We start from the raw sequence: 26,889 nt of genomic DNA on the forward strand, positions 1-26,889 counted from the left end.
TCTCCAACGTTCCGGCCTCCTTGATCAGTTGGAGGATCTGGGCCTGCTCGTGGGCGGGCACCGCCGTCCAGTCCAGCCCGGCCCGCTCCAGCGCGGCCGCCAGGTCCAGGGGCACGCTGTGGGGCGTGCGGTCCCGTACGACCTGCACTGGCAGCGGCACTCTTGTCACGCCGGTGGCGACGGCGGTGTACGGCACCGCGGCCTGGCCACGCAGCGCGTAGGTGACGAAGGTCTTGGACGTGCCGGTGGGGAAGGTGACGCGGAGCCGGGTACCGCGCTGGCCGATCGGCCCGCGGCAGGGCAACAGCAGGAAGTCCCTTCCGACAGCACGGGCCGGGCGCGCCACGACACGCATGATCTCGGTGCCGACCGGCAGTGGGAGCAGTGGTGAGGGACCGGTGCCGGCCTCCGCAGGTTCCCGAGGCTGTGGCGGCCGGGTGACGGCGATGATGCCGCCTTCGCTGCCGCCTGCGCGGCGCGCCGCCTTGTGCGTGAACAACACCAACCAACTGCTCGCCGAGATCGGCAAGAAGCACGGCAAGTCCGTCGCCCAGGTCGTCCTGCGCTGGCTGACCCGGCGCGGAGTCATCGCCATCCCCAAGTCTGTGCGCGTCGAGCGCATGCACGAGAACTTCAACGTCTTCGACTTCCAGCTCCCCGACGGGCAGATGGCCCAGATCGCCACCCTCGACACTGGCAGTTCCCTCTTCTCCGGCCACCACGCCCCTGAGTGGTCACCTGGCTCGCAGGGCGCTGCCTGGACGCCTGACACACCCGCTCTGGAGCGGCCCGGTAGGTCGCAATCGCCTGTGATCACGGCCTCGCATACTTCTCTGATGGACACACCAAGGGCTTCCTGGCGCAACACCACTCACGACTGGGCCGGCACCGTCGACCTCGACCATCTTGAGTGCATCCGCCAGAGGCCAGCTGCCTTCGCTCCCGGCGGCACCCTGCACCTGATCCTGGAAGTCGTCGCTTATGTGGCGGACGAGGCCGAATCAGGCCACGGCGGCCTCTGTCACATCACCCTCTACCCGGACGGCTCGGTGGCCGTCGCCGACAACGGACGGGGCACCGACACACGCCTTGATGAGCATGGATGCATCGTGAAGAAGCCGGTCATGGCCACGAAGGACCTCCGGTTCTTCGACGACCCTGATGCGCCGTTCCTCCCCGACACACACATTCGCCGGGGCATGTCTGTCGTCGCCGCACTCAGCACGTGGCTCATCCATACCAACCGCCGTCTCAACGGCTCCTGGACTCAGCGGTACGAACACGGCGTGCCCACCGCTGACCTGCGACCGGTCGCCGATGACCTCACGACCGGGACCACCGTCCACTTTCTCCCGGACGAGTCAATGCGTACCGTCAGCAGCACCATGTTCGAGGACCTGGCACGGCTGACTCGGGCGTGGCAACACCTCTCCATCGAAATAGACGACCGTCGAGGCATGTAAAGCGGTCACTTCTCAGAAAGTGATCGCGTCGCAAACCCTCTTCCAGGGTTCGTTCATAGTTCCTGGGCGTCACGAAGGCTCCGGGGGTGCGGCGACCGAAGTTTTCCCGGCAGACGGTCCGTCGACCTGGGGATTCCTTCCTTCCGGGATCTCAAAGTGGAGGGTTCTTGTGACGAGTTCGCGGAGTCGTCCACTTCATCAGTCAGGTCTCTGCTGCAGGAACCCTGTTCTTACCAGGTTCGCGCGGCCCGTTGGTGATGCCAGGACAGGGTCAGCGCCAGGACGGCAACGGTGAAGAGGGGGGCGGTCGTTATGAGGTACGGCACCGTCCGCCCCTGTGCGAGCGCGAAGAGTCCACAGAGCGCACCTCCGGCAGCGCGCCAACCGCAGGCGGCCAGGCCGTGAGCAGCACGAAGAGCGTGGGCGTCGCGGCAAAGAAGAACACCCACCCATGCCGCCCGTAGTCGTCGGCGGGGGGATGGGCATGGACGGTGGACATGCGTCGCGCAGATGATCGCTGGATGAGGAGCGCTGGTCGCGGGTTCCCCTGGCCATCGTCGTCATGGCGGCCGCGACCTGGGGTCTGCTGGGATATGTAGCGGGCGGCTGCACGCGCGGGTCCCGGGGTGGTTGGATCACCGCGGGAACGTTGATCCGGGGGGCGGGGACGGGGGCGGGGGTGTGGGGTGGCTCGGCCGAAGCAGTGGGCAGTCGATGACGAGTCGTGGGCGGTGATCGAGCCACTGCTGCCCAGGGGCGAGCGTCGGTCCCGGCATCCGGGACGCAAGCGGCATCCGAACCGGCTGTGTTCCAGGGCATCCTGTTCGTGCTGCACACCGGGATCGCCTGGGAACAACTGCCGCAGGAACTCGGCTTCGGCTCGGGCGTGACCTGCCGGCGCCGCCTGGCCGAGTGGACCGAGGTCGGCGTGCGGCCCCGGCTGCACGAGATCCCCCCCCCCCCGCCGAACTCCATGTTGCGAACGCCCTGGACTTCTCTCGGACGGCGGTCGACGGCTCCCACACCCGGGCGTTTAAGGGGGAGCCAAGGGCAAACGTGGTCGGCCCCGGCGCCGACTGGTCGCGGTGCTCGGTGACCGCGGCTACGACCACGACAAGTACCGCCGCCTCGTCCGGGGCCTCAGCCTGAAACCGCTGATCGCCTGCCAGGGCACCGAACACGGCCCGGACCCGGCGTCCAACGCTGGTTCGTGAAGCGCGCGTTCGCTCACCTGCACTGGTTCCGCCGCCCGCGGATCCGCTGGGAGATTCGCGACGACGACACCCACGAAGCGTTCCGCACCCCGGGATGCGCACTCATCCGCTGGCGACGCCTGCGTGCCTTGAAAAGCGGGCATGGAATTTAGTTGGGTCCAAGGTCATGAGCCCCTACGTCAAGACGTTCCATGCCATTGAGATCGGTGACGGCGCAGATGGTCGGTGGGCTGCGCATGTCCGTTCGGCCATGGCGAAGCCGGAGGGCTGGCTGACCGAAGAGGGCCGGACCCCCGAGGGTGCAGCGAAGGCCCGGCAACTCTTCGACACGCACATGCCCGAGCTGGCCCCCGTGCTCGACCGGCTCGCGGAGCAACTGGAATCTCCTCAGGCCAGGACGCTTCTCACTATGGCGACCGTGCGTCCGTTCTTCTCCGGCTGTACCCAGATCGGCCACGAGGGCACGCTGCTCAGAAATTACGACTTCGCCCCGGACCACTGCGAAGGCACCATCGTTTCCTCCCAGTTCCTCCGCCCAGTACTCGGCATGCAGGAAGCGGGATGGGGCCTGCTGGACGGCATGAACGACGCCGGACTCGCGGTGTCGCTCACCTTCGGCGGGCGATTCGTCCACGGGCCCGGATTCGCCATTCCCCTCGTGCTGCGCTACCTCCTGGAAACCTGCCGGACCGTTGATGAGGCCATCGGCAAACTGCGCACGATACCCATCGCGATTCCGCAGAACGTCACCCTCGTCGACGCGCACCGGAGCCTGACGGTCCATGTGGGCCCCGACATCCCGATGACCGAGGCCCACGACGCCTGCGCCGCCAATCACCAGCATTTACCAGTGCCTGACGAGCAGGAACAAACCACCCGGACACGAGCACGACTGGCCGCCGTTCGGGCAGCGGGAGTTGATGTTCCGTCGATGCTGCGACCACCGCTGTATCAGTGCGGCTACGACCAATGGCTGGGCACCCTGTACACCGCCCACTACCGCCCCGCCGAGGGGCGCGTGACGTACCACTGGCCCGGCGAGCGTTGGGAACACACCATCGGCGGCTTCACTCCGGGATCACGCACCGTTGCCCTGGGGCTGCCCGGCGACGGCAACGATCGCGGCCGACGGTGCTCCGGTCCGTGGGAGCGGGCGGTACCGAGCGGCCTGCGGCGTGCTCGCGGAGGTGGCGAGTCAGTTCCGGGAGGTCGTACGCGGGGAAACTCACCTGCAGTAGCCGGAGACGAAACCGCGAGGCCAGCTGCTCCTGGAACATGGCCGCGTCCATCGGTTTGACGGTCATGTCCCATGCGTCCGGAGCCGCCCAGTGCGTCATCCGGACGTAGAACGCGTCCCGCGGGCCGGAGTTCGCCACGGCCGAGAGGAATGCGAGGCCGCTGTCGACCGGGAAGTCGATCAGCATCCAGCCGCGCTTGGACTCCACCCACTCCCGCATGTGCGGAAGCTTCTCGAGCCAGTCCGCCCGCCCACCGTGTTGGGCGGGTTACGGATGTTGATCACGTCCTGGCTCAACGACGCATGCGGCGCGTCCCGTACGCGGCGGCCCCCACGACGAGTACGGCGGCTCCGGTGATCACGGAGGGCAGGGGGAGGGTGAAGGCCAGGACCAGACAGCCGGTCAGGCCGACGACGGGGACGATCCGGGCGGGGCGGCCTTCTGCGGGGGGCAAGGTCCAGGCGGAGGCGTTGGCGATGGCGTAGTAGGCCAGGACGCCGAAGGAGGAGAAGCCGATCGCCCCGCGTAGGTCCGTTGTCGCGGCCGCGAGGGCGACGACGGCGCCGACGAGGAGTTCGGCCCGGTGGGGGACCTTGAAGCGCGGGTGCACGGCTGCCAGGCCGTGGGGGAGGTGGTGGTCGCGGGCCATGGCCAGGGTGGTGCGGGAGACTCCGAGGATGAGGGCGAGCAGGGAGCCGAGGGCGGCGACGGCGGCGCCGACGCGTACGACGGGCACGAGCCGGTCGGCACCGGCCGCCCGCGCCGCCTCCATCAGCGGGGCCCCGGCGGAGCCGAGGCCGTCCGGGCCCAGGACCAGGAGGGCGGAGACGGCGACGAGGGCGTACACGACCAGGGTGATACCGAGCGCGATCGGAATGGCCCGGGGAATGGTGCGGGACGGGTCGCGGATCTCTTCACCGAGGGTGGCGATGCGGGCGTAGCCGGCGAACGCGAAGAACAGCAGCCCGGCGGCTTGGAGCACGCCGATCGTAGTCGCGTCCGGGCCGATGTCCAGGCGGGCCGTATCCACGGCGCCGGAGGTGAGAGAGGTGACCACGACGGTGGCCAGCACGGCCAGGACGACGGCCACGATGATGCGGCTGAGCAGGGCGGACTTGTGAACGCCGACGTAGTTGACCACGGTCAGGGCCACTACGGCGGTCACCGCGACCGCGTGGGCCTGGCCCGGCCAGACGTAGGAGCCGACGGTCAGCGCCATGGCCGCGCAGGAGGCGGTCTTGCCCACCACGAACGCCCACCCGGCCAGGTAGCCCCAGAACTCGCCCAGCCGCTCCCGCCCGTAGACGTAGGTGCCGCCCGAGGCCGGGTAGAGGGCGGCGAGCCGGGCGGAGGAGGTGGCGTTGCAGTACGCGACGACCGCGGCGATCGCCAGCCCGATCAGGAGACCGGAACCGGCCGCCCGCGCGGCCGGAGCCAGGGAGGCGAAGATCCCGGCACCGATCATCGACCCCAACCCGATCGTCACCGCGTCCGGCACTCCCAGCCGCCGCTGGAGCTCGTCCGGGACCCCCGGGGCGGGCTTGGATGCGTTGTCCAACTTCGCTGCTCCCTCGACCTTGGCCTCGCCCTCGACCTCGACTGCGGGCGAGGACCGGTGGGCCCGCGTCCCGCGCGCACGATAAGCGACGGACTTGAACAGGCCCCACCTCGAATGATCCGGTCCCTGCGGGTCCGCATCTTCGGTCTCGCCGGCCCTGGCGGCAGCTGAGCCGTCCCGGGTGCTGACCGATGGGGCACGAGCGGGGAGGCAGGCGCTGGTCAGAGCCGTGCGGCCGTGCGGATCAGGTTGGCCAGGGCGAGGGAGCGGCTGTGGGCGGGCCAGGCGATGTGGGTCACGACGGGAGGCGCGTCGGTCAGGGGGACGGCCGTGTGCTCGGCCCACAGCCAGGAGCGGGCGGAGTCGGGGACGACCGCCACGGTGCGTCCGAGGGCGATCAACTGGGCCAGTTGCGTCTGGTTGTGGATCTCGGGGCCTGGGCCAGGTGCGTAGGTGCCGTGGGTGGGCCAGCGGGCTAGCGGCAGATCGGGGACGTCCCTGACGTCGGCCAGGGACAAGGTCTCGCGGGCGGCGAGGGGGTGCCCGGCAGGCAGGACGGCGATCTGCCCCTCGGTCGTCAGTGCCTCGCTGTCGAACCCGGCGAGGGAGTTCCACGGCGTGTGCATGAGCGCGACATCAGCGCGTCCGTCGCGCAGCAGCTCTTCCTGCTCGCAAATGCCGCACGGCAGCACCTCGATTTCGGCGCTGTCTGGCTCGGCCGCGTAGGCGTCGAGAAGTTTCCGCAGCAGTTCGTGGGACGCGGCGGCCTTCACCGCGAGGACCAGCCGACCGCGGGGGCCGTCAGGACTGTCGGCACCGGCGGCGCGTCGGGTACGGCGAGCGGCGGCGGCGGTCGCGTCGAGGGCCGCCCGGCCCTCGTGCAACAGCACCTCTCCGGCACCGGTCAGCCGGACGCCACGGCGGTTGCGCTGCAACAGGCAGACCCCGAGGCGTCGTTCGAGCCGCTGGATCGCCCGCGACAGCGGCGGCTGGGCCATGCCGAGGCGCTCGGCGGCGCGCCCGAAGTGCAGTTCCTCGGCGACAGCCACGAAGTACCTCAACTCACGGGTCTCCAGGGTGTCCACGGCCGCAGCATAAGCGGTGATACCCGGCAGGTATGACAGGACACCGTATCGGTGTTGGCCGCGCCACTCGTCCGCGAGCCACCATCATCGGCATGAGCGAAACGAAGATCGCGCTGGTGACCGGCGCGAACAAGGGCATCGGGTACGAGATCGCGGCCGGGCTGGGCAGCCTCGGGTACCGCATGGGCGTGGGGGCCCGCGACGCCGACCGACGCGAAACCGCCGTCGGCAAGCTGCGCGCCGTCGGCGTGGACGCGTTCGGGGTACCTCTGGACGTGACCGACGACCAGAGCGTCGCTGATGCCGCGGAACTGGTCGAACGGCTGGCCGGGCGCCTGGACGCCCTGGTCAACAATGCCGGTGTCTCGGGCGAGATGGGCCCGGGGTGGGTGCAGGATCCGACCGTGCTCGACCTGGAGGTGCTCCGCACGGTCGTGGACACCAACGTCATGGGTGTCGTCCGGGTGACCAACGCGATGCTGCCGCTGCTGCGGCGCTCGGCCTCGCCGCGCATCGTCAACGTCTCCAGCAGCGTCGGCTCCCTGGCCCGGCAGACGGACCCGGATGTCGAGATCCCGATCATGGCGGCCTACGCGCCGTCGAAGTCGTTCCTCAACGCCCTCACCGTGCAGTACGCCCGGCAGTTCGCCGGTACGCACATCCTGATCAACGCCGCCTGCCCGGGGCTGGTCGCGACCGACTTCACCGGCTTCCAAGGGCCCCGCACCCCTGAACAGGGCGCGGCCACGGCGATCCGGCTCGCCACCCTGCCCGACGGCGGCCCGACCGGTTCGTTCTTCGAGGACGACGGCGTCGTCCCTTGGTGATCACGAAGGGGTGTCCTCGGCGTCTCCGCCCCGGTGCCAGGCGTAGACGCGGACGGGGCCGAGGTGGAGTTCGTTGGGGCCCAGGCAATCGGCGGCCCAGGTGGCCAGGCGTGAGCCGCAGGCGCAGGCCAGGTTGGGGCCGTGCGCGCCGGTGGGGCCACAGCACCCGGTCCAGTTGTTCCCGCAGGTGAAGGGGGTGAGGCGGGGCAGGACGTCGTCGGGGTGGATGACGACGCTGTCGCGCCGGCCCGCCGAGACGGTGACCCCGGTGTCGGTCCGCAGTAACTCGCGGCCCGAGCTGCGGGGATGTTGGCGGGGCGCGGCGGCAGGGGCGAAGGGCGCGCCCCACGGGTCGGGGTCGATGGCGTAGTGCCCGCGTGGGACGGTGGAGCGGGCCCGCCCGGTCTTCTTGTCCCGGCCGTCGTCCGGGTCGTCGACGTCCGGGACCGCGGGCAGAGCCACCAGATCCCCGGTGAGCGCGGTCCCGCACTTGGTGCAGTAGAAGACAGTCACGCGTCGGGTTCTACCGCCTGGCGGTACGGCCCGTCACGCGGTAAACGGTCGGCCGTCTCCGCCCCGTTGCAGAACACCATCGCACTGGTCGTGACAACACGTCGGATACGTCGGCCCCGGGGCGCCGCCCGGATGCCGTTCCGCCGGTCTCACGACGTCCCGGTCCTGAGGCCGCCCCCCAACAGCAGCGCCACATCCAGCGCCGCCACGGCGACCGCCGCCGCGAACGCGGCCCGTGCCCGGCGGCGGCCCAGCACCGTCCCGGCCATCGCGATCAGCCCGGCCCCCGCCAGTGCGGCCAGCTGCCGGGCGCCGGGCGGTCCGGCGGGGCCGAGTGCCAGCAGGGCCGACGCGGTGACGAGGGGTACCGGCAGCAGCAGCCGTACCCGGCCGGGGCCCAGCCGCTGCGGCCAGCCCCGTACGCCGGTCGCCAGGTCGCCCCGGATGTCCGGCAGCACGTTGCCGAGGTGGGCGCCGACGCCCAGCAGCGCTCCGGCGGCGAGGACCCACCAGGCGGGCCACGGCCGCTCGGGCAGACCCAGCGTGACGAAGGCGGGGAGCGCGGCGAAGGCCACCGCGTACGGTGCCCAGGACCAGCGGGTCGCCTTGAGCCGCAGGTCGTACGCCCACGCGGCCGCGACGGCGGTCAGATGCACGGCGCCCGCCGACCACCCGCAGGCGAAGGAGAGCGGCACGCACACGGCCAGCGCGGCACCGGCGGCCGTCCACACCTGAGCGGCCTCGATCGCGCCGTCCGCGACGGGCTTGCCCCGGCGGCCCGTGGCGCTGTCCCGGCGCGCGTCGACGGCGTCGTTGCACCAGCCGATGGAGAGCTGCCCGGTGAGCACGGCGCCGGTGGTGAGCAGGCATCGGCCCGGTTCCTGTCCTGCCGTCACGGCGAGCGCCGCCGTCAGCGCGGTGACCGCCGCCAACGGGCCGGGATGGCAGGCCCCGGCCAGGGCGGAGGTCGTGCGCACCAGGAGCGTCGGCTGTTCGGGAGTCACCACCCGGCGATCCTAGGAGCGCCGCCGGGCGCGCCACGATCGGGAACGGCCGGACGGGCGATCTCTGGTGCCGGGCCGGCTGCCCCGGGAAGGGCTGCTGAGTCCCCCCCGGATCGGTCGACGTACGGGAGCGTCATGACGCGGATCGCAGCCGTGCGCGGTGCCCTCGCTCCGTACCGCTTCGCCCAGGCCGAGATCACCGACATGGTGGCCGACGCCTGTCTGCCCCGGGGCGCCGACCGCCAGGTGCTGGACCGCCTGCACCGCAACGCCGGGGTCCGCGCCCGCCACATGACGTTGCCGCTCGACCGGTACGCGACGCTGGACGGCTTCGGCGCCGCCAATGACCGCTACATCGCCGCCGCCACCGACCTGGGTGCCCGGGTGACCCGGGACGCGTTGCGCGCCGCCGGGCTGTCGGCGGCCGACGTGGACCTGCTGGTCTTCACCTCGGTCACCGGGGTCGCCGTACCGTCCGTCGACGCGCGGGTGGCGGGACGGCTCGGGCTGCGGCCGGACGTGCGGCGGGTACCGCTGTTCGGGCTGGGCTGTGCCGGGGGAGCGGCCGGACTGGCGCGCGTGCACGACTTCCTGCTGGGGCGCCCCGAGCAGGTGGCGGTGCTGCTGTCGGTCGAGCTGTGTTCGCTCACCTTCCAACGCGGGGACGCCTCCACGGCCAACCTCGTCGCCACCGGCCTCTTCGGCGACGGCGCCGCCGCCGTGGTGGCCTGCGGGGCCGACCGTGCGGACGCGTTCACGGGCCCCACGGTCGTGGACGCCCGCAGCCGTCTGTACCCGGACGCGCTCGGTGTGCTGGGCTGGGACATCGGGGATTCAGGCTTCAAGGTCGTCCTCGATCCGGACATCCCGCAGGCGCTCCGTCGCCATCTGGCCGACGACGTACGGGAGTTCCTCGGCGACCACGGCCTGAAACCGCAGGACGTGACCGCCTGGGTGTGCCACCCCGGCGGCCCCCGCATCCTGGAGGCCGCCGCCGAGGCGCTCGACCTCCCCGCCGAGGAACTCGGCCTCAGCTGGCGCCACTTGGCCGAGGTGGGCAACCTCTCCTCGTCCTCCGTGCTCCACGTACTCCGCGACACCCTCACCGAACGCCGCCCGCCGCCCGGCACTCCGGGGCTGCTGCTGGCCGTCGGGCCGGGGCTGGCCTGCGAATTGGTGCTGCTGAGCTGGTGAGTTGGTGAGCACGAGCACGACAGGAGGACACATGATCTGGTACGCGCTGCTGGTGGTCGCCGTCGCGGCTGAGCGGGTCGCCGAACTGGTCGTGGCGCGCCGTAATGAGCGGTGGAGCAGGTCACGCGGCGCGATCGTGGCGGGTGACGGACATTATCCGGCGATGGTCGCCCTGCACGTGGGTCTCCTGGCGGGCTGTCCGCTCGAAGTGTGGCTCGGCGGGCGGCCGTTCGTGCCCGCGCTGGGCTGGCCGATGCTGGCCGTGCTGGTGGGCGCGCAGGCGTTGCGGTGGTGGTGCGTCGGGACGCTCGGACCGCGCTGGAACACCCGCGTGATCGTCGTACCGGGTCTGCCGCTGGTGGCCCGGGGGCCGTACCGCCTGCTGCGGCACCCGAACTACGTGGCCGTGGTCGCCGAGGGGATCGCCCTGCCCCTGGTGCACACGGCCTGGATGACCGCCGTCGTCTTCACGCTGCTGAACGCCGCCGTGCTGACCGTGCGCATCCGCTGCGAGAACCAGGCGCTCGCCGCCGCCGGTACACCGGTTCCGGCATGATCGACGTCCTGGTGGCCGGTGGCGGCCCGGCCGGGCTCGCGGCGGCCGTGCACGCCACGCTGGCCGGGCTCACCGCGGTGGTGGTCGAGCCGCGCACGGCGCCCGTGGACAAGGCGTGCGGCGAGGGCGTCATGCCCGGCGGGGTCGCCGCCCTCCGGGCGCTGGGCGTGGAGCCGGTGGGCCGGGAGTTGCGCGGCATCCGCTATGTGGACGGTCTCCGCCGCGCCGAAGCGCCCTTCCGCGACCGGCCGGGGCTGGGCGTCCGCCGTACGACCCTGCACCACGCGCTGCACGAGCGCGCCCTCGGTCTCGGCGTACGGATCGTCCCCGGCAAGGTCGGCGAAGTGCGCCAGACGCGGGACAGCGTCAACGCCGCCGGGATCACGGCGCGTTGGCTGATCGCCGCCGACGGCCTGCACTCTCCCGTCCGCCGCCGCCTCGGCCTGGAGCTGCCCGGCGGCGCGCGGGGCGGCCGGTACGGACTGCGCCGCCACTATCGCGTCGCCCCGTGGACGGACTTCGTGGAGGTCCACTGGTCCGGCCAGGGCGAGGCCTACGTGACCCCGGTCGCCGACGGCCTGGTGGGGGTCGCCGTACTGAGCCGCGTCCGCCGCGGGTACGACGAGCATCTGGCCGGTTTCCCGGCCCTCACCGCCGCGCTGCACGGGGCTCCCGCCACGGAGGTGCGAGGTGCGGGGCCGCTGCGCCAGCGGGTGCGGCGCAGGGTCGAGGGCCGGGTACTGCTCGTCGGGGACGCGGCGGGCTACGTGGACGCGCTCACCGGTGAGGGCATCGCGCTCGCCCTGGCGACGGCCGAGGCCGCCGTACGGTGTGTCGCGGCCGGGTTGCCGGAGCGGTACGAGCGGGAGTGGGTCCGCGCCACGCGCCGCCACCGCCTGCTGACCAGGGCCTTGCTGGCCGCGAGCAGCCGTCCGGTCGGTGCCCGGCTCATCGTGCCCGTGGCGTCCCGGTTGCCGCCGGTCTTCGCCGCGGCGGTGCACGCGCTCCGCTGACGGATTTCGTCCGGCGGCGCCGATGTGCGAGGCCGAGGGCAGGCGCCGCGGCTGTGGTCGCGAGCGTGTCGAGACGATCCACCGTCTTTGCCATGGTTACTGTGCGTTCTGCTCGAATAAGTCCATAAAGCGCCGATTAGCGCCTGCTGGTGGTCGAGAGGACACGGACCATGAATGAATTTTCTCGTCGCGGACTGCTCAGGGCGACGGCGGTCGCCGGTGCCGGCGCGGTGGTCGTGCCCGGCGTCGCGGCCGCCGCGGCCCCCGACGCGAGCGCGGCGACCGGGGAAACCGTGAGCGGGGCACACGGGGCGAAGTGCCCGCCGGCACAGCTGACCGGCCGAATCGTCCGCCCCGACGACCCCGGGTACACGAACGCGCGCCTCGGCTGGGACCAGCTCTTCTCCCACTATCCGCTGGTGATCGTCTTCGCTCAGAACACCCAGGACGTGGTCAACGCCCTGACGTGGGCGCGGCAGAACGACGTCGCGCTGCGGATCCGGAGTGGCCGCCACAGCCTTGAGGGCTGGTCGAACGTCGACAGCGGCCTCGTGATCGACATCAGCGAGCTGAAGTCGGTCCACATCGACAGAGCCGCTCGCGTCGCGACGGTCGGCGCCGGACTCAATCAGCTGGAAGCGGTGACCACCCTCGCGAAGCAGAACTTCGCGGTGACGACAGGGACCGAAGGCAGCGTGGGCCTGTCCGGAGCCACGCTCGGCGGCGGGTTCGGCTTCCTCACGCGCTGGCTCGGCATGGCCTGCGACAGCCTGATCGGCGCCGAGATCGTCGTCGCGGAAGGCGACGAGTGCGGCAAGGTGATCAAGACCGACCTGCACCACAACGCGGACCTGCTCTGGGCGCTGCGCGGAGCGGGCAACGGCAACTTCGGCATCGTCACCTCCCTCACCTACAAGCTGGCCCCGCTGAAGAGCGTCACGTATCTGCAGGCCACGTGGGACGGAACCGGCGACCTGAGCAGGATCTTCAAGGCCTACCAGCGCACCGCGCCGTACACCGACGACCGCCTCGGCACCCAGCTCGAGATCCACCGGAACCAGATCCTGCTGTTCGCGGTCCTCGCCGAAGGAACCCCCGCGGAGGCGAAACGGCTGCTGGCCCCGATCCTGTCGATCGACAGCCCCCAGGTCTCGGCGCAAGTGGGGAACTGGGGCGACGTGTACGCGGGATTCCAGATCCCGACCGAGGACGAACCCGCGAACTGGAAGTTCTACTCACAGTTCACCAGGAAGCCGTTCCCGGCCAAGGCGATCGACGTGATCTCCTCGTTCATCAGGGACGCCCCCACGGACGACAGCAACTTCTTCGTTCAGGCCTTCGGGGGAGCGGTCAAGAGGAGTCCCCGCGGCGGTACGGCCTTCCCGCACCGCGACGCGCTCTTCTACTCCGAGCCCGGCGTCGGCTGGGGCAGGCGCAGCGACCAGCCGGGCATCTGCGACCCGCTCACCCCTCAGGCGCAGGCATGGATCGCCGAATTCAGCCAGGAACTGCGTCCTTACGTGGACGGCGCCTACGTCAACGTGCCGAACATCGGCATGCAGGACTGGGAGACCGCCTACTGGCGATCCAACGTCGACCGACTGCGCAAGATCAAGGCGCAGTACGACCCGCGCAACGTCTTCCAGTACGACCAGAGCATCCCGCCCGCCTCCCGCTGATCGCCCACGGTCCGAGCCCCCTCCCGACCGGTGGGGGGGGCTCAGCCATGTCCCGTGAGACGCCGGCCCGGCTACGCGGTCTGCTCGTCGGCTCTCCGATGCGAAATACTCTCCGGATGAGTTCACGCACTTCCCGGATCAGCCGGCCGATCACGATTCGGCGGGCCGTCGCGCGCGATGCCAAACGGCTCACGCGGCTCGTGCGTGGCTCAAGCGCCTACGAGGGCAAGTACGCAGGCGCGGTCGCGGGCTACCGGGTCGGTCCTGACTACATCGAGGCCCATCGCGTCTTCGTAGCCGTCGGCGCCGACGAGCAGGGGGACCGGGTCCTCGGGTTCTACTCGCTCGTCCTCGCTCCGCCGGAGCTCGACCTGCTGTTCGTCGCCGACGAAGCGCAGGGACGGGGTATAGGACGACTGCTCGTCGCGCACATGCGGTCCGAGGCCCGTGCCGCCGGGCTCGACCGCGTCAAGGTCGTGTCGCATCCTCCCGCCGAGGACTTCTACCACCGCGTCGGTGCGGTGCGGATCGGGACCACGCTCGCGAACCCGCCCGCCGTGCTGTGGGACCGTCCTGAGTTCGAGTTCCGCATTCCTTCGGAATGACGCGGTGTGCCGGTTCGTGTACGCCGTCGTCTCTGTGCGTCACTCTCGTGTGCTCTCTCCCTCCCCGACCTGGGGAACCGTGTCGCCGATGACGGCGGCGAGGCGCTGGAGCTGCGCGGCGAGTTCGTGGCGTTCGCGGGGGGTGAAGTGTGACAGCGCCTCGGACTGGCGGGCCCGCAGCTCCGCCTGCATCGCCGCGAGGCGGTCGGCGCCGTCGGCGGTGAGGCGGATGAGAACCTGGCGCTCGTCGTGCGGGGAGCGCTGTCGCGTGACCACGCCCGCCGCTTCGAGCTGCTTGAGCATGCGGGTGGCGGTCGGGACGCTGACCTCGGCGGCGGCGGCGAGTTTGCCGACCGGGAGACCGTCGCCCTTGGTGTCGGTGGAGAGGGGTTCCAGCAGGGTCAGCTGGGCCATGGACAGTCCGGTCCCGGAGTGCCGCATGGTGGCCGCCCGAGAACGGCGCATCGCGTAAAACAGCCGGTCAGCGGCCTGCGCCAGCTCTCGTACGCCCGCCTCGTCCCGGGCCGCGCGCGGCATGAACTCCGGCGGCTGGGCCAACCCGCCTGGAGCCCCGAGAGCGCGATCGCGATGATGGACGCGCAGGGCATCGCCACCGGCGTCATGTCCGTCACCTCGCCCGGCGTCCACCTCGGCGACGACGCCGACGCCCGCGACCTGGCCCGCGCCGTCAACGAGTACGGTGCCGAGGTCGTCAAGGACAACCCCGACCGCTTCGGCCACTTCGCCAGCATCCCGCTGCCCGACATCGACGCCGCCGTCGCGGAGGCCGTGTATGCGCTCGACGTCCTGGGGGCCGACGGCGTGGTGCTGATGTCCAACGCCCACGGCAAGTACCTCGGCGACGCGGACTTCGAGCCGTTGTGGGCCGAACTGGACCGCCGCTCGGCGAACGTCTTCGTCCACCCCGCGCAGCCCCCGATGACGCTGCTGCCCGGCACCCTCGCCTCGCGCGCTGCCCCGACCCTCCGAGCGCGCATTCCGCGTCAGCGTCATGCCGCGATGCCCCGCACCATTGGTGCGGGGCATCGGCACGTCGTGCCGGACGGGCGTGGCGTCCGGTGCGTCCGTCCTCGTCAGGCGAGGCGCCCGAAGATCTTCTTGGCGTTGCCGTGGTTGAAGGCCGTCAGCTGCTCGTCCGTGAGGCCGCTGTGCGTGTCCAGGAGATGGTTGAACGCCGCCGCGACGGGTGCGGGCGCGTAGGGGAAGTCGCTGCCGAAGAGGATGCGTTCGTGGTCCGCGAAGGCCAGGAAGCTGGGGAAGGCGTCCGGCCCGGAGGACAGGGCGGTGTCCCAGTAGAACAGCTTGAACTGCGCCAACAGCTCCTCGGTGGTGGGCCCGTTGGGGTCGAGGGCGGGCTGCAGCTCGCAGAACCTCATCACCGCGTAGGGGACGAAACCGCCCGCGTGCGCCAGGATGATCTTCGCGTCCGGGTTGCGGTCCAGTACTCCGGTGAAGACCATCTGCACGGCGTTACGGGTGGTGTCGAACGGATAGTCCACGAGCGGTCCCGGCACGCCCGCAAGGGTCTCGATCTGCGGGCGGGCCGGATGGATGAACACCACGGCCGACCGCCGGTTCAGCGCCTCCCAGAGCGGCGTGTACTTCGGGTCGCCCAGGTAGACGCCCGCGTAGTTGCTCATGAGTACGACCCCGTCGGCGCCCAGCTCGTCCAGCGCGTACTCGGCCTCGGCCACGGCGCCCTCGACGTCCGGCAGCGGGACGGTGGCGAAGTTGCCGAACCGGTCCGGGTACCGGGTGACGAGATCCGCGACGTACTCGTTGACCCTGCGGGCCATGTCCCGGCGCTCCTGTCCCTCCCAGCCGACGACACTCGGCGCGGTCACCGACAGGACGCTGGTGGCGATCCGCTGGTCGTCCATGTACGCCAGGTGCGCCTCCGGGCTCCACGCCGGGGTGGTCCAGCCCGACGGGTCCCCGCCGTGGCTCGGCAGCGCCTCGCCCCAGAACGGGGGCACCACGTGCGTGTGCACATCGACACGATCCGTGTTCGCCACCCGATGTCTCCCTCTTCCGCCCCCTTCGACAGATCACCTGGAACGTAGCCCGCTGCCATCACGCCCGCCATCCGAGCCGCTCGGCCCGGCCCGGTCGCCTGCCACGCCCCCGACCGCTTGTGGAGTCGGTACGGCGGTCACGGCGGAGCCTACGGAAGTCGGCGGCGTTCTCGGGGAGACACCCCCTGGGGCCGGTCGGCGGGGGCGATCGGGACGTAGCCGACAGCCCGGCCGTCCCCGTCGAGCAGGTGGCCGACCAGCTTGGTCCTGCCGAACACCAACTGGCGCGACAGCAGGCGGATTCCGGGGAAGCGTGCCGCGAGTTCCTGTTCGAAGCGGCGGTGATCCGTTCCGACCTGGTGGCACTGCGCCGTGCGCTGCACCGGGAGCCGGAGATCGGGCTCGATCTGCCGCTGACCCAGGCCAGGGTGCTGGCCGCGCTGGACGGCCTGCCGCTGGAGATCACCCTGGGCCGCGAGCTCAGCTCGGTCGTCGCCGTGCTGCGCGGCGGACGCCCGGGGCCCGCCGTACTGCTGCGCGCCGACATGGACGCCCTTCCCGTCCAGGAGACGTCGGGCCTGCCGTACGCCTCTCGGATTCCTGGGGCGATGCACGCCTGCGGGCACGATCTGCACACCGCCGCGCTGGTCGGAGCGGCCCGGCTGTTCCATGCGGGGACGACGGACAGCGTCATCCCGGACGAGGCCGAATTCGCCGCCACCGTACGGTCGTTCTCGCGGGAGTCCCGGGAGCGGGTGCGGGAGGAGTCGCTGCGGGTCGTGCGCGGGATCGCGGCAGCGCACGGGCTGGAGGTGGACGCGGAGTTCCGCGAGGGGTACCCGGTGACGGTGAACGACCCGGCGGAGACGGCGTTCGCGGTGTCGGTGGCCCGGGAACTGGTCGGCGCCGAGCGCTGCGTGGAGATGCCGCACGCGATCACGGGGTCGGAGGACTTCGGGCTGCTGGGCGAGCATGTGCCGTCCGCGTACCTGATGCTGGGCGCCTGTCCGCCGGAGCTGGACCCGTTCACGGCCGCCTACAACCACTCGCCGGTCGCGGCGTTCGACGACTCGGTACTGGACGCGGCCGCGGCGCTGCTGGCGGCCCTGGCGATGGGCCGTCTTGGGTTCCGTCGCACGTGAGACGCTCAGCCGCGTGATCAACAAAGACGATGGCCCGCGTCGTGTACTGCTCCTCGGAGATTCTCTGGAGTCGGCGGAGCGTGCGCGTGCTCACCATGAGGCTCTTCTCGTGCTGCGGTCCAGCATCGAGACGGCACACATCGATGCCTACAGCGACGTCGCGTGGCCGCAGGAGGTGGTGTCCCACTACGAACGTGCGCTGTCCATAGGCCGGGATGAGGTGGTTCGCGGAGCGCGGTCCGCGAACGGTGATCCCGGAATGGGGATCGACATCGATGTCCGCAATGACGCGGAATTCGAGATGCTCTTGGCCCTGGCGCCGTACACGATCCACGCCGAAGGCTGGCGTCAGGGCCAACAGATCTTCAGCGTCGGCGACACGGGGACCGCTCTGTGGGTCGCCGTCACGCGGCAACAGGAGGCAGACCTGATGTCGCGGCTCAGGGCGTATGGAATCCCGTCCACTGCCTTCACCGTTGCCCCCGAGTAGCAGCGTTCGACTACGGCGCGATCCCTGAACGCCCTTGAACCGAAGGCCTGTTGACCGCCTGTTCGGCGCGCTCGGGGATCGTGGCGGCGACGCCGTCGGCCGAAGTCGGACACCGCCTGCGAGGCGAGGAACCCCGCCCCTGGGATGTGTCCGGTGTCCGACGGCCGCGTACGACCGCCCCGGCTCACCCGCACAGCCCGACTCGCCGGGTACACCGCCCGGCGATACGTTGGTGGACGGGGCCGGATGACGGCCGGGTGGATGGCTCTGTCGGCCCGGCGGAACCGGACAAGGCTCCCAGGGCGGTGGGCGGCGTGACCGAAGCGCAGCACTACGACGGCATGGTGGTCGGCACAGGTGCGGGTGCCGATGCGGGTGGTGGCGGCATCGCCCGACCCGTGGCGCGCCGGAGTTCCGTACTCCGATTCGGCAGCGGCCCCGCCGGTTCCGCCCCCGACGCCCACTGAAAGGTCCACCACCTGGACAACCTCTGCGCCGTCGACACGAGCTTCGTCCCGAGGGTTCCCGGCCGACGGCGGCCTCACGACGGCCCGACGGCGGCACCCGGCACCGTACGTCACATGAACGATCACCAGGCACTCGGCGATGCCGTACATACGGGCGGGGTACGGCGCGGCGGTGTCGGCAGAGGACCGGCAAGGAGACCGTCATGGATCGTTACCCGCCCATCGCCGACCACGGGCTCATCGGGGATCTCCAGACCGCGGCGCTGGTGTCGTCGCACGGGGTGATCGACTGGTTCGCGGCCCCCCGCTTCGACTCGCCCAGCGTCTTCGCCGCCCTGCTCGACCATGACGGCGGCGGCTACTTCCTGCTCGCGCCGGAGAGTCCCGAAGGAACCTGGAGACAGCTCTACTACCCGGACACCGCAGTCCTGGTGACCCGCTTCATGTCACCGGACGGGGTCGGCGAGATCGTCGACTACATGCCGGTGCAGCCCGGCCCGACGGCGTCCGACCGGCACCAACTGGTCCGTGTCGCCCGCACGGTTCGCGGTACGGTGCGATTCGAGCTCGCGTGCCGGCCCCGGTTCGACTACGGGCGGGCCGGTCACCGGCTCGATCTGACGCCCGAGGGCGCGGCATTCCACTCCCCGGGCGCCACCGCGTACCTGCAGGGCGACTTCCCGCTCGAACAGGACGGGCACGACGTCCGGGGTGCTCTCACGCTCAAGGCCGGTGAGGCGGCCGCCGTGGTGTTCACCATGTGCCCGCCGGACGCGGCGCCGCCCCCGCCGCCCACCACCGAGGGAATCACCGAGGAGATCTGGGAGAACATCAACTACTGGCAGCTGTGGGTGCGCACCTCGCGCTACCGCGGCCGGTGGACGGAGATGGTGTACCGCTCCGCCATCACCCTCAAGCTCCTGACCTACGCCCCCTCGGGCGCACCGGTCGCCGCGGCCACCATGGGGCTGCCCGAGCAGATCGGCGGTGAGCGCAACTGGGACTACCGCTACACCTGGGTGCGGGACGGCTCCCTGTCGATCCGGGCGCTGCTCGACCTCGGCTTCGCCGACGAGGCGACCCGGTTCATCCACTGGCTCGGCGACCGCCTCCAGTCCCATGAGGGAATGGACGGCGAACCCCTGCAGATCATGTACCGGGTCGACGGTGATCCCCACCTCACGGAGGAGATCCTGGAGCACTTCGAGGGGTACCGCGGCTCCCACCCGGTCCGGGCCGGGAACGCCGCCGCCGACCAACTGCAGCTCGACATCTACGGCGAGGCCCTCTACGGCCTGGCCCAGGGCCGTGAGGTCGGGGAACACGCGGGCTATCACGGGTGGAAGAGCCTGGCGGCCACACTGGACTGGCTCGCCGACTCCTGGGACCGGCCCGACGAGGGGATCTGGGAGACCCGGGGCGGACGCAGGGACTTCACCTACAGCCGGGTGATGTGCTGGACCGCCTTCGACCGCGGTCTGAAGCTGGCGGCCGAGTTCAGCAGACCGGCCGACACCGCGCGCTGGACCCGCGCCAGGGACGAGATCCTGGAACAGGTCATGCAGCGCGGCTGGAGCGAGAAGGAACAGGCCCTCGTGCAGTACTACGGAGGCGACGTCATGGACGCGTCCCTCCTGCTCGCCCCCCGGGTCGGATTCCTCTCCCCCCGCAGTCCCGCGTGGCTCACCACCCTGGACGCGATGGACCGCGTCCTCGTCTCCGACAGCCTGGTCTACCGCTACGACCCCCAGGCGTCCCCCGATGGACTCCAGGGGTCCGAGGGCACGTTCAGCCTCTGCACGTTCCTGTACGTCGACGCACTCGCCCGTGCCGGTCGGCTGGCCGAGGCCCGCTACGCCTTCGAGAAGATGCAGACGTACGCGAACCACGTCGGCCTCTTCGCCGAGGAGATAGGTCCGAGCGGAGAACAGCTCGGGAACTTCCCGCAGGCGTTCACCCACCTGTCCCTCATCATGGCCGCCACGACACTCAACGACGCGCTCGACCGGCTCTGGCAGCGCGTCTGACAGCCGGATCCGCGAGGACGGCCACGGGTCCCGGCCGGGGCACCTCTGGGCGGGTGAACATCCGCGGGGCGCGGCGCGACACGAGCCACCTCGCGGTGCGGCTCCGCCTTCACGGTGTTGTGTGGTGCCTTCGGGCCACGGCCCCGCTGATCCGGGTCACGGAGTGGAGGAGACAGACATCGTGAGTGCGACCGATGGCGCAACGCAGAACGTGATTCCCGGCCATCTGCTCAAGGGGCAGAAGGCGCTCGTCACCGGCGCCAACTCCGGCATCGGCCGGGCCACCGCCATCGCCCTGGGGCGTGCCGGAGCCGACGTGGTCGTGAACTACGTGGCCGGGCGCGAGGACGCCGAGCAGGTGGTCGAGGAGATCACCGCCCACGGAGTGCGGGCGGCCGCTTACGAGGCCGATGTGTCCGACGAGGACCAGGTCGTCGCGATGACGGACCGGATGGTCCGGGAGTTCGGCACGATCGACATCCTGGTCGCCAACGCCGGACTCCAGCGCGACGCCCCGTTCACCGAGATGAGCGTCGCCCAGTGGCAGAAGGTGCTGGACGTCAACCTCACCGGGCAGTTCCTGTGCGCGCGCGAGGCGACGAGGGAGTTTCTCCGGCGCGGCGTCGTGCCCGAGGTCTCACGCGCCGCCGGAAAGATCATCTGCATGAGTTCGGTGCACCAGGTCATCCCGTGGGCCGGACACGTGAACTACGCCTCCTCCAAGGGCGGCGTCCAGATGATGATGCAGACCCTCGCCCAGGAACTCGCCCCGCAGAAGATCCGGGTGAACGCGGTGGCCCCCGGGGCCATCAGAACCCCCATCAACCGCGACGCCTGGGAGACCCCGAAGCCCGTGAGGACCTTCTGCGGCTGATCCCCTACGGCCGTATCGGCGACCCCGAGGACATCGGTTACGCGGTCGTCGGCCTTGCCTCCGATCTCATGGACTACGTCGTGGGCACCACCCTCTACGTGGACGGCGGGATGACCCTCTTCCCCGGTTTCGCCACCGGCGGCTGACGCGCCCCGTTCCCCGCCAGTCCCGCGAGAGGGCCCATGCACTTCACGGTCATGCTGTCGGCGGACGTGCCGGCGCAGCTGCTCCCGGCCAGATCCCAGATGGCCTTCACCCTCGCCTCCCACATCATCCTGGTGCCGCTGGGCGTGGCGTTGCCGCTGATCACACTGATCATGCACGGCTACGGTCTGCGCCGGGGCGACGGGACGGCCCTGCTGCTGGCGCGACGGTGGTCGGCGGTGATGGCGGTCCAGTTCGCCATCGGCGTCGTCACCGGCACCGTGCTCTCCTTCGAGTTCGGGCTGCTGTGGCCGGGCATGATGGGCCGGTGGGGCGATGTCTTCGGCATCGGTTTCGGCGTCGAGGCATGGGCCTTCTTCCTGGAGGCCGTCCTCATCGCCATCTACCTCTACGGCTGGCGAAGGCTTCCCGCCCGCACCCACTTCCTGCTCGGGCTGCCCCTGCCCCTCGCGGCCCTGCTCGGCGCCTTCGGCATCCTGGCCGCCAACTCGTGGATGAACACCCCGCGGGGCTTCACCCTCGACCCCGCCGGAAATCCCGTCGACGTGAAGATCTGGAAGGCGATCTTCACGCCCATGTTCGGTCCGCAGTACTGGCATTTCGTCGTCGCGATGCTGGTGACGGCGGGCTATGTCGTGGCCGGGGTGTACGCCGTCGGATGGCTGCGCGGGCGCCGGGACCGCTACCACCGCCTCGGCTTCACGGTCCCCTTCACGCTGGCCGCGGTGTGCACTCCGGTGCAGTTCGTCCTCGGTGACTCGATCGCCCGGCAGGTCTTCCACAAGCAGCCGGTGAAGTTCGCGGCCATGGAGATCGTCTGGAGGACCGACACCCATGTCCCGGAGTATCTGTTCGGCAGGCTGCAGCCGGACGGGACGGTCTCCGGCGGCATCAGGATTCCCCAACTCGACTCGATCCTCGCCGGTTTCCGCCCGGACACCAAGGTCACCGGCCTCACCTCCGTGCCGGCCCCTGACCGGCCGACGGCCGCCGAGGCCACCATCACCCACTTCGCGTTCGACGCCATGGCCGTCCTCGGCTCGCTGCTGCTCCTGCTCGCGCTCTGGTACGCCCTCGTATGGCTGCGGCACCGTCGGCTGCCTGCCTCCCGGTGGTTCTACCGTGGCGCCGCGTGCGCGGGCGTGGCCGCCGTCGCCGCCGTCGAATGCGGCTGGATCACCACCGAGGTGGGACGCCAGCCATGGATCGTGTACCAGAACATGCGGGTCGCGGAAGCGGTGACATCGACGCGTTCCACCAGCTTGTGGATCATGTTCGGGGTGGTGGTCGTGGTGTACGTCCTCGTCTTCGGGTCGCTCCTGGTGGTGCTGCTGAAGATGCGCGCACGCTGGCGGATCGCCGACGAGAGGGGCGGTCCACAGGCTCCGGAGACGGACACGCCGTATGGTCCGCGCCCCGCGGCCGGTTCCGGAGGCGACGAGAACGCTTCGTCGACGGGGGGCCGGAGGTGATCGCCGGAGTCATCGCGGTCGTCCTGCTGCTCGCGGTCGCCGCGTACGCCTGCGGTGGCGGCACCGACTACGGCGCCGGTTTCTGGGACCTGACCGCGGGCGGAGCGGAACGCGGCGAGCGCTCGCGGCGGCTGATCGACCACGCGATGGCCCCGGTCTGGGAAGTCAACAACGTCTGGCTGATCTTCGTGCTGGTCATCATGTGGACGGGTTTTCCCGTCTTCTTCCAGCGGGTCTTCACGGCGATGTGGCTGCCCCTGGCGCTCGCCGCCGTCGGCACGGTGCTCCGTGGGGCCGGTTTCGCCCTGCGCAAGCCCCTGACACGCCTGGCGGGCCGACGCCTGTACGGCGCGATGTTCGCGGTCTCGTCGCTGCTGACGCCGTTCTTCCTGGGCGCCGCGGCCGGGGGAGTGGCCTCGGGCCGGGTGACCGCGCGGGCGACGGCGTCGACGGACGCCTGGTCCAACCCCACCTCGCTGCTGTTCGGTTTCCTCGCCGTGGCGTTCACCGCGCTGCTCGGTGCCGTGTTCCTGGCCGCGGACGCCCGGCGCTTCGCCGTGCCGGACCTCGACGGCCACTTCCGGCGGCGGGCGCTCGCGGCACTCGCGGCCGTCGTCGTACTCGCCGTGATCACACTGGTCGTCACACACGGGGACGCACCCCATGTGTGGCACGGGCTCATCCATGGCGTGGGGCTCGTCTTCGTGATCGTGTCGGCGCTGGCCACGCTCGCCACCGCCTGGTCGCTGACACGCCCCTCCGGAGCGTGGTCCCGGGGCGCGGCGGTCGCCGTGGTCGCCTCGGCGGTCATCGCCTGGGGCATGGCCCAGCGCCCCTACCTGATTCCGGTCTCCCTCACCGTCGCCGAGGGGGCCGGGGCGCACACCACACTGCGCTGGCTCGGTCTCGTCACCCTCGTCGCCGTCGTGCTGGTCTTCCCCGCGGTGGTCCTGCTGTACTGGCTGGACACCCATGGCGAGCTGGAGAGCCTGACGGACGCCGAGCTGCGGCCCGGCCGCCCGGGTGACGAGGTGTGACCTTGCCGGGGGTGTGCTGTCAGGCGGCGTCCTGCTCGATGTACAGATGGACCGGGCCACGAAGGACGGGGCTGCGCCGGTACGGTGGCGGGTCGGCGACCAGCCGGGGCCGGTCCAGTCGGCGTACCAGCTCGGCCAGCGCGATCTGGGTCTCCCGCCGGGCCAGCGGGCCGCCGAAGCACAGATGGATGCCGCTGCCGAAGCCGAGGTGCTGGTTGTTGTGCCGATCGGGATCGAAGCGGTCGGGATCCTGGAAGCGGTTCGGATCCCGGCTGCCCGAGGCGAGCATCAGCATGATCTGCGAGCCCTGGGGAACGACGGTGTCGGCGACGGTGATGTCGCTGTACGCCGCCCGCCAGGGAATGATGTGCACCGGGGGCTCGTAGCGCAGCAGTTCCTCGACCAGCGGCACGACCAGATCCGGGTCGTCGCGCAGGCGCCGCAGCACGTCGGGGTGGCGCAGCAGCGTCAGCATGCCGTTGGTGATGAGGTTGACGGTGGTCTCGTGACCGGCGATCAGGAGCAGGTTGGCGGTGGCGACGATCTCCTCGTCGGTCATCCGCCCGTCCGGGCCGTCGTCGTGGGCCAGTTGTGACAACAGGTCGTCGCCCGGCTTGCCATGGCGTTGCTCCAGCAGGCCGCCGAGGTACTCACGCAGGGCCTTGCGGGCCTGAACGCCGTTGTCCAGCTTTTCCTTCGGGTCGGTCTCGGGGTCGTAGTCGATCGAGTCGACCACGTCGTTCACCCACCGGCTGAACCTCGGTTCGTCCTCGCGGGGCACCCCGAGCAGGTGACAGATCACCGCGACGGGGAACGGATAGGCGAAGTCGTCGACGATGTCGATCCGGTCCTTGCCCGCGAAGCCGTCGATGAGGCCGCCGACGGTCTCGGACAGGTCGGGGTCCAGGCTCGTCACCAGATCCGGGGTGTGCGGGGGGCCGAAATGCCGCATGGCCATGCGCCGCAGACGGTCGTGTGCGGGCGGGTCCATGTTGATGAAGGCGGGCGTGGCCTCCGACTCGGCCGCGGGCATCGGCCGCGACAGATTGCGGACATCGGAACTCAGATGCGGATCGTGCAGCAGATCTGCGATCTCGCGGTACGTACTGACGACGTAGCTGCCGTCCGCCTGCTGGGCCACCGGCGTCCTGCGCAACTCCTCGTACAGCGGGTACGGGTCGGCCCGGGAGGAGTAGTCGAGGATCCGGCGCAGTAGGTCGTGCGTCTCGGACGTGCTCATCTCGCTTCCCTCCTACCGGTGTTGCTGCGCGGCTGTGACGCGCCGTTCACCCGGGTCGTGACCGGTGACGACCACGGTGGCTCCCTGCGCGAGCAGGGTGGGGCCGGGGAAGTCGACCGGCACCGGCTTCATGCCTGCGGGCTGGTCCGGGGTGGGGCAGGGCGGCGGGAAGGGGGCGGCCGTTTCGATCAACTGCCGGTAGTGGTCCAGCCATTTCGCGTTGTTGAAGCTCACCGCGGCGGTGACGCGGCCCCGGTAGCCGTACGCGGCGACGAAACGGCGCTCGGCCACCGACCCCTGGGTGACGGCCACTTCGTCGGCGAAGGTCGGCACGCCGACGGACTTGATGTTGACGCCGAACTGGATGGACCAGAACAGCGGGAGGGTCAGATGGGGCCAGCGGTCCGCCTGGGAACTCACCATGTTGTGCGCCGCGACCTCGGCCTGCTCCACGGCGTTCGCCCAGTGCTCCAGCGAGATGAGCCGGTACTCGTAGACCGGGTTGGGGCAGCGTGCCACGTCCCCGGCGGCGAAGACGTCGTCGGTGATCAGGCCGTCGAGCGTCATGGCGCGGCAGCCCGTGTCACAGGCGATTCCCCAGACACCGGCCGCCAGTCCCGAGTCGCGCAGCCACTCGGTGTTGCGGATGCCGCCGAGTGCCACCACCGCCACGTCGACGTCGATCGAACTGCCGTCGTCGAAGTGGGCGCGGCGCAGGCGCCCTTGGGCGTCGCCCTCCAGCCCGGTCACCCTGACGCCGCAGCGCAGGTCGACACCGTGAGCGCGCTGCATGTCCGCCGCGACGTCACCGATCATGGCGCCCAGCGCCCCGACCAGCGGGGCCGGAGCGAGTTCGGCGACGGTCACCGGGATGCCGCGTTCCCGGCACACGGAGGCGATCTCGGAGCCGGTGAATCCCGCACCGATGACGAGGACACGGGAGGGTCCGGCGGCGAGGGCCCGTTGCAGGCCCGCCGCGTGCTCGCGCGTACGGACGACGAAGACGCCGTCCAGGTCCGCCTCGCTCTCGACGAACCAGGGCCGCGCCCGTACTCCGGTGGAGATCAGCACCCGGTCGAAGGGGATCTCGCGTCCGTCGGCGAGCCGCACATGGTTGGTGGCCAGGTCCAGTCCGTCGGCGGGCACGCCCAGGAGCCACTCCGCGTCGATGTCACGACGTCGCGGCAGCGTGGTGTCGTCCGCCGGGACCCACCCGGTCAGGACCTGCTTGGACAGGGGCGGCCGGTCGTAGGGCTCCGCCGACTCGTCACCGATCATGGTCAGTGACCCGGTGAAACCCTCGTCGCGCAGGGCTTCCGCGGCACGAAGTCCCGCGAGTGACGCACCGACGATCACGATGCGGCCGTCACGCTTGAACCCCCGCAGGTTCTCCGCGCTGGTCACGACGACGCCTCCACCGGTGTGTGCTGCCCCTCCCACTCGACCAGGATCGCCTGGACAGGGCAGGCGGCCGCGGCTCGCAACACCTGGTCGCGCTCGGCGTCGTCGGGACTGGGGTTGTACATGAGTGCTTCCTCGCCATGCATCCGGAACGCGTCCGGAGCGAGGAACGCGCACTGCGCGTACCCCTCGCACCGCGAAAGGTCAACGACAATTCTCATCCCGACCTCCACAGGGACTGCGGGCTGTGGGTCTTGACGCGCAACGGGTCTTTACGCGCGACGCGAGAACGCGACGCGCGACAGGAACACCCGGCCGTCACCCATGCCCGCGACGGGCGGAGGGGCAGGCGAGAATCGCCGGTCTCCACAGAAGAACCGGTAGCCGCGGAATGCGGCGACCCTGGTGCGCCGAACCGCCTGGAGAAGCTGCCCCCACAGTCGAAAGCCTAGGTCCTGGGTGCGGCACCTGCACCTGGGGACCTCAACCGCCCCTGCGCGAAGGCGAAGTCGTCGCGGCGGCCTCGGACCGCGTGGGGGCCGCCGACGGCGCGGCCCCGCGCGGGCGTGCCGAGGGGACGGCGGGGGCC

The 26,889-nt window shown here is 70.8% G+C and carries 23 protein-coding genes and 4 pseudogenes; 17 read left to right on the forward strand and 10 right to left on the reverse strand.

The annotated features are described in order from the left end of the window. A pseudogene (locus GTW40_RS23460) lies at positions 1-346 on the reverse strand (hypothetical protein); the annotation flags it as partial. Positions 347-446: 100 nt separating this feature from the next. Between GTW40_RS23460 and GTW40_RS33755 the strand changes: the two are divergent. From GTW40_RS33755 to GTW40_RS23480, 3 genes and pseudogenes are all read left to right on the forward strand, one after another. Continuing rightward, the gene (locus tag GTW40_RS33755; protein WP_343245769.1) at positions 447-1,463 is read left to right on the forward strand and encodes an aldo/keto reductase; all 1,017 of its coding nucleotides are present in this window, start codon (positions 447-449) and stop codon (positions 1,461-1,463) included. A 686-nt stretch (positions 1,464-2,149) separates the two neighbouring features. Next, positions 2,150-2,829: pseudogene (locus tag GTW40_RS23475) on the forward strand (transposase). Positions 2,830-2,843: 14 nt separating this feature from the next. Continuing rightward, positions 2,844-3,974 carry a C45 family peptidase gene (locus GTW40_RS23480; protein ID WP_161182161.1) on the forward strand — a complete coding sequence of 377 codons (1,131 nt, stop codon included), beginning with the start codon at positions 2,844-2,846 and terminating at the stop codon, positions 3,972-3,974. Between the two features lie 233 nt (positions 3,975-4,207). Here GTW40_RS23480 and GTW40_RS23485 read toward each other — a convergent pair whose 3' ends face one another. Both GTW40_RS23485 and GTW40_RS23490 read right to left on the reverse strand, forming a co-directional pair. After that, positions 4,208-5,473 carry an APC family permease gene (locus GTW40_RS23485; protein WP_202486318.1) on the reverse strand — a complete coding sequence of 422 codons (1,266 nt, stop codon included), beginning with the start codon at positions 5,471-5,473 and terminating at the stop codon, positions 4,208-4,210. A gap of 221 nt (positions 5,474-5,694) precedes the next feature. Next, positions 5,695-6,558 (reverse strand): LysR family transcriptional regulator, encoded by an 864-nt coding sequence (locus GTW40_RS23490; protein WP_161182162.1) that lies wholly within the window; start codon positions 6,556-6,558, stop codon positions 5,695-5,697. Positions 6,559-6,650: 92 nt separating this feature from the next. On the opposite strand from GTW40_RS23490, the gene GTW40_RS23495 reads away from it, so the two are divergent. Continuing rightward, on the forward strand, positions 6,651-7,385 hold the full coding sequence (locus GTW40_RS23495; protein ID WP_161182163.1) for an SDR family oxidoreductase: 735 nt from the start codon (positions 6,651-6,653) through the stop codon (positions 7,383-7,385). Here GTW40_RS23495 and GTW40_RS23500 read toward each other — a convergent pair whose 3' ends face one another. Both GTW40_RS23500 and GTW40_RS23505 read right to left on the reverse strand, forming a co-directional pair. Then, complete coding sequence (locus GTW40_RS23500) at positions 7,386-7,898, reverse strand: hypothetical protein (RefSeq protein WP_161182164.1); 513 nt, start codon at positions 7,896-7,898, stop codon at positions 7,386-7,388. Positions 7,899-8,047: 149 nt separating this feature from the next. Continuing rightward, positions 8,048-8,905: a UbiA family prenyltransferase gene (locus GTW40_RS23505; RefSeq protein ID WP_161182165.1), complete on the reverse strand. Its 858-nt coding sequence runs from the start codon at positions 8,903-8,905 to the stop codon at positions 8,048-8,050. Positions 8,906-9,037: 132 nt separating this feature from the next. Here GTW40_RS23505 and GTW40_RS23510 point away from each other — a divergent pair, with 132 nt between their 5' ends. The 5 genes from GTW40_RS23510 to GTW40_RS23530 all read left to right on the forward strand — a co-directional run bounded on the left by GTW40_RS23510 (position 9,038) and on the right by GTW40_RS23530 (position 13,949). Further along, entirely contained in the window at positions 9,038-10,096 is a 1,059-nt protein-coding gene (locus GTW40_RS23510) for a 3-oxoacyl-[acyl-carrier-protein] synthase III C-terminal domain-containing protein (RefSeq protein ID WP_161182166.1), read from the forward strand. 31 nt (positions 10,097-10,127) lie between these two features. Continuing rightward, positions 10,128-10,652 carry an isoprenylcysteine carboxyl methyltransferase family protein gene (locus GTW40_RS23515; protein WP_161182167.1) on the forward strand — a complete coding sequence of 175 codons (525 nt, stop codon included), beginning with the start codon at positions 10,128-10,130 and terminating at the stop codon, positions 10,650-10,652. Then, entirely contained in the window at positions 10,649-11,665 is a 1,017-nt protein-coding gene (locus GTW40_RS23520) for an FAD-dependent monooxygenase (RefSeq protein WP_161182168.1), read from the forward strand. The genes GTW40_RS23515 and GTW40_RS23520 overlap by 4 nt, the downstream gene beginning before the upstream one ends. 170 nt (positions 11,666-11,835) lie before the next feature. Continuing rightward, entirely contained in the window at positions 11,836-13,344 is a 1,509-nt protein-coding gene (locus GTW40_RS23525; protein WP_161182169.1) for an FAD-binding oxidoreductase, read from the forward strand. Between the two features lie 116 nt (positions 13,345-13,460). Next, positions 13,461-13,949 (forward strand): GNAT family N-acetyltransferase, encoded by a 489-nt coding sequence (locus GTW40_RS23530; protein ID WP_161182181.1) that lies wholly within the window; start codon positions 13,461-13,463, stop codon positions 13,947-13,949. A 39-nt stretch (positions 13,950-13,988) separates the two neighbouring features. On the opposite strand, the gene GTW40_RS23535 is transcribed toward GTW40_RS23530, so the two are convergent. Then, the gene (locus GTW40_RS23535; protein WP_161182170.1) at positions 13,989-14,486 is read right to left on the reverse strand and encodes a MarR family transcriptional regulator; all 498 of its coding nucleotides are present in this window, start codon (positions 14,484-14,486) and stop codon (positions 13,989-13,991) included. A 54-nt stretch (positions 14,487-14,540) separates the two neighbouring features. Between GTW40_RS23535 and GTW40_RS23540 the strand changes: the two are divergent. Continuing rightward, positions 14,541-14,843 (forward strand): annotated as a pseudogene (locus GTW40_RS23540) (amidohydrolase family protein); the annotation flags it as partial. A 200-nt stretch (positions 14,844-15,043) separates the two neighbouring features. Here GTW40_RS23540 and GTW40_RS23545 read toward each other — a convergent pair. Continuing rightward, the gene (locus GTW40_RS23545) at positions 15,044-15,985 is read right to left on the reverse strand and encodes an amidohydrolase family protein (protein WP_161182171.1); all 942 of its coding nucleotides are present in this window, start codon (positions 15,983-15,985) and stop codon (positions 15,044-15,046) included. 326 nt (positions 15,986-16,311) lie between these two features. On the opposite strand from GTW40_RS23545, the gene GTW40_RS23550 reads away from it, so the two are divergent. The 7 genes and pseudogenes from GTW40_RS23550 to GTW40_RS23580 all read left to right on the forward strand — a co-directional run bounded on the left by GTW40_RS23550 (position 16,312) and on the right by GTW40_RS23580 (position 23,659). Continuing rightward, the gene (locus GTW40_RS23550) at positions 16,312-17,127 is read left to right on the forward strand and encodes a M20/M25/M40 family metallo-hydrolase (protein WP_161182182.1); all 816 of its coding nucleotides are present in this window, start codon (positions 16,312-16,314) and stop codon (positions 17,125-17,127) included. 13 nt (positions 17,128-17,140) lie between these two features. Then, complete coding sequence (locus GTW40_RS23555; RefSeq protein ID WP_161182172.1) at positions 17,141-17,617, forward strand: hypothetical protein; 477 nt, start codon at positions 17,141-17,143, stop codon at positions 17,615-17,617. A gap of 314 nt (positions 17,618-17,931) precedes the next feature. Next, positions 17,932-18,084 carry a hypothetical protein gene (locus GTW40_RS23560; RefSeq protein ID WP_161182173.1) on the forward strand — a complete coding sequence of 51 codons (153 nt, stop codon included), beginning with the start codon at positions 17,932-17,934 and terminating at the stop codon, positions 18,082-18,084. 203 nt (positions 18,085-18,287) lie between these two features. After that, entirely contained in the window at positions 18,288-20,111 is a 1,824-nt protein-coding gene (locus tag GTW40_RS23565) for a glycoside hydrolase family 15 protein (RefSeq protein ID WP_161182174.1), read from the forward strand. Positions 20,112-20,337: 226 nt separating this feature from the next. Further along, positions 20,338-21,131 (forward strand): annotated as a pseudogene (locus tag GTW40_RS23570) (SDR family oxidoreductase). Between the two features lie 36 nt (positions 21,132-21,167). Next, positions 21,168-22,622 (forward strand): cytochrome ubiquinol oxidase subunit I, encoded by a 1,455-nt coding sequence (locus GTW40_RS23575; protein ID WP_161182175.1) that lies wholly within the window; start codon positions 21,168-21,170, stop codon positions 22,620-22,622. Further along, positions 22,619-23,659 carry a cytochrome d ubiquinol oxidase subunit II gene (locus GTW40_RS23580; RefSeq protein WP_161182176.1) on the forward strand — a complete coding sequence of 347 codons (1,041 nt, stop codon included), beginning with the start codon at positions 22,619-22,621 and terminating at the stop codon, positions 23,657-23,659. The genes GTW40_RS23575 and GTW40_RS23580 overlap by 4 nt, the downstream gene beginning before the upstream one ends. Positions 23,660-23,678: 19 nt before the next feature. Here the strand turns inward: GTW40_RS23580 and GTW40_RS23585 are convergent, their stop codons facing one another. Genes GTW40_RS23585 through GTW40_RS23595 form a run of 3 tightly spaced genes read right to left on the reverse strand, consistent with a single transcriptional unit; the run spans position 23,679 to position 26,521 of the window. Further along, positions 23,679-24,899: a cytochrome P450 gene (locus GTW40_RS23585; RefSeq protein WP_161182177.1), complete on the reverse strand. Its 1,221-nt coding sequence runs from the start codon at positions 24,897-24,899 to the stop codon at positions 23,679-23,681. A gap of 12 nt (positions 24,900-24,911) precedes the next feature. After that, positions 24,912-26,303: an FAD/NAD(P)-binding oxidoreductase gene (locus tag GTW40_RS23590; protein WP_161182178.1), complete on the reverse strand. Its 1,392-nt coding sequence runs from the start codon at positions 26,301-26,303 to the stop codon at positions 24,912-24,914. Further along, positions 26,300-26,521, reverse strand: coding sequence for a ferredoxin (locus tag GTW40_RS23595; RefSeq protein ID WP_161182179.1), 222 nt, complete (start codon positions 26,519-26,521; stop codon positions 26,300-26,302). Before GTW40_RS23595 ends, GTW40_RS23590 begins: the two co-directional genes overlap by 4 nt. Between the last annotated feature and the right edge of the window lie 368 nt (positions 26,522-26,889).

It is taken from the genome of Streptomyces sp. SID4985, assembly GCF_009863025.1.
Taxonomy (GTDB): domain Bacteria; phylum Actinomycetota; class Actinomycetes; order Streptomycetales; family Streptomycetaceae; genus Streptomyces.

What these genes read in the sequence shown, in the direction of transcription:
- GTW40_RS23520 (WP_161182168.1), top strand. Translation starts at nt 10,649, where the DNA reads ATGATCGACGTCCTGGTGGCCGGTGGCGGCCCGGCCGGGCTCGCGGCG.
- GTW40_RS23530 (WP_161182181.1), top strand. Translation starts at nt 13,461, where the DNA reads ATGAGTTCACGCACTTCCCGGATCAGCCGGCCGATCACGATTCGGCGG.
- GTW40_RS23480 (WP_161182161.1), top strand. Translation starts at nt 2,844, where the DNA reads ATGAGCCCCTACGTCAAGACGTTCCATGCCATTGAGATCGGTGACGGC.
- GTW40_RS23585 (WP_161182177.1), bottom strand. Translation starts at nt 24,899, where the DNA reads ATGAGCACGTCCGAGACGCACGACCTACTGCGCCGGATCCTCGACTAC.
- GTW40_RS23510 (WP_161182166.1), top strand. Translation starts at nt 9,038, where the DNA reads ATGACGCGGATCGCAGCCGTGCGCGGTGCCCTCGCTCCGTACCGCTTC.
- GTW40_RS33755 (WP_343245769.1), top strand. Translation starts at nt 447, where the DNA reads ATGATGCCGCCTTCGCTGCCGCCTGCGCGGCGCGCCGCCTTGTGCGTG.
- GTW40_RS23575 (WP_161182175.1), top strand. Translation starts at nt 21,168, where the DNA reads ATGCACTTCACGGTCATGCTGTCGGCGGACGTGCCGGCGCAGCTGCTC.
- GTW40_RS23495 (WP_161182163.1), top strand. Translation starts at nt 6,651, where the DNA reads ATGAGCGAAACGAAGATCGCGCTGGTGACCGGCGCGAACAAGGGCATC.
- GTW40_RS23565 (WP_161182174.1), top strand. Translation starts at nt 18,288, where the DNA reads ATGGATCGTTACCCGCCCATCGCCGACCACGGGCTCATCGGGGATCTC.
- GTW40_RS23535 (WP_161182170.1), bottom strand. Translation starts at nt 14,486, where the DNA reads ATGCCGCGCGCGGCCCGGGACGAGGCGGGCGTACGAGAGCTGGCGCAG.
- GTW40_RS23515 (WP_161182167.1), top strand. Translation starts at nt 10,128, where the DNA reads ATGATCTGGTACGCGCTGCTGGTGGTCGCCGTCGCGGCTGAGCGGGTC.
- GTW40_RS23525 (WP_161182169.1), top strand. Translation starts at nt 11,836, where the DNA reads ATGAATGAATTTTCTCGTCGCGGACTGCTCAGGGCGACGGCGGTCGCC.
- GTW40_RS23595 (WP_161182179.1), bottom strand. Translation starts at nt 26,521, where the DNA reads ATGAGAATTGTCGTTGACCTTTCGCGGTGCGAGGGGTACGCGCAGTGC.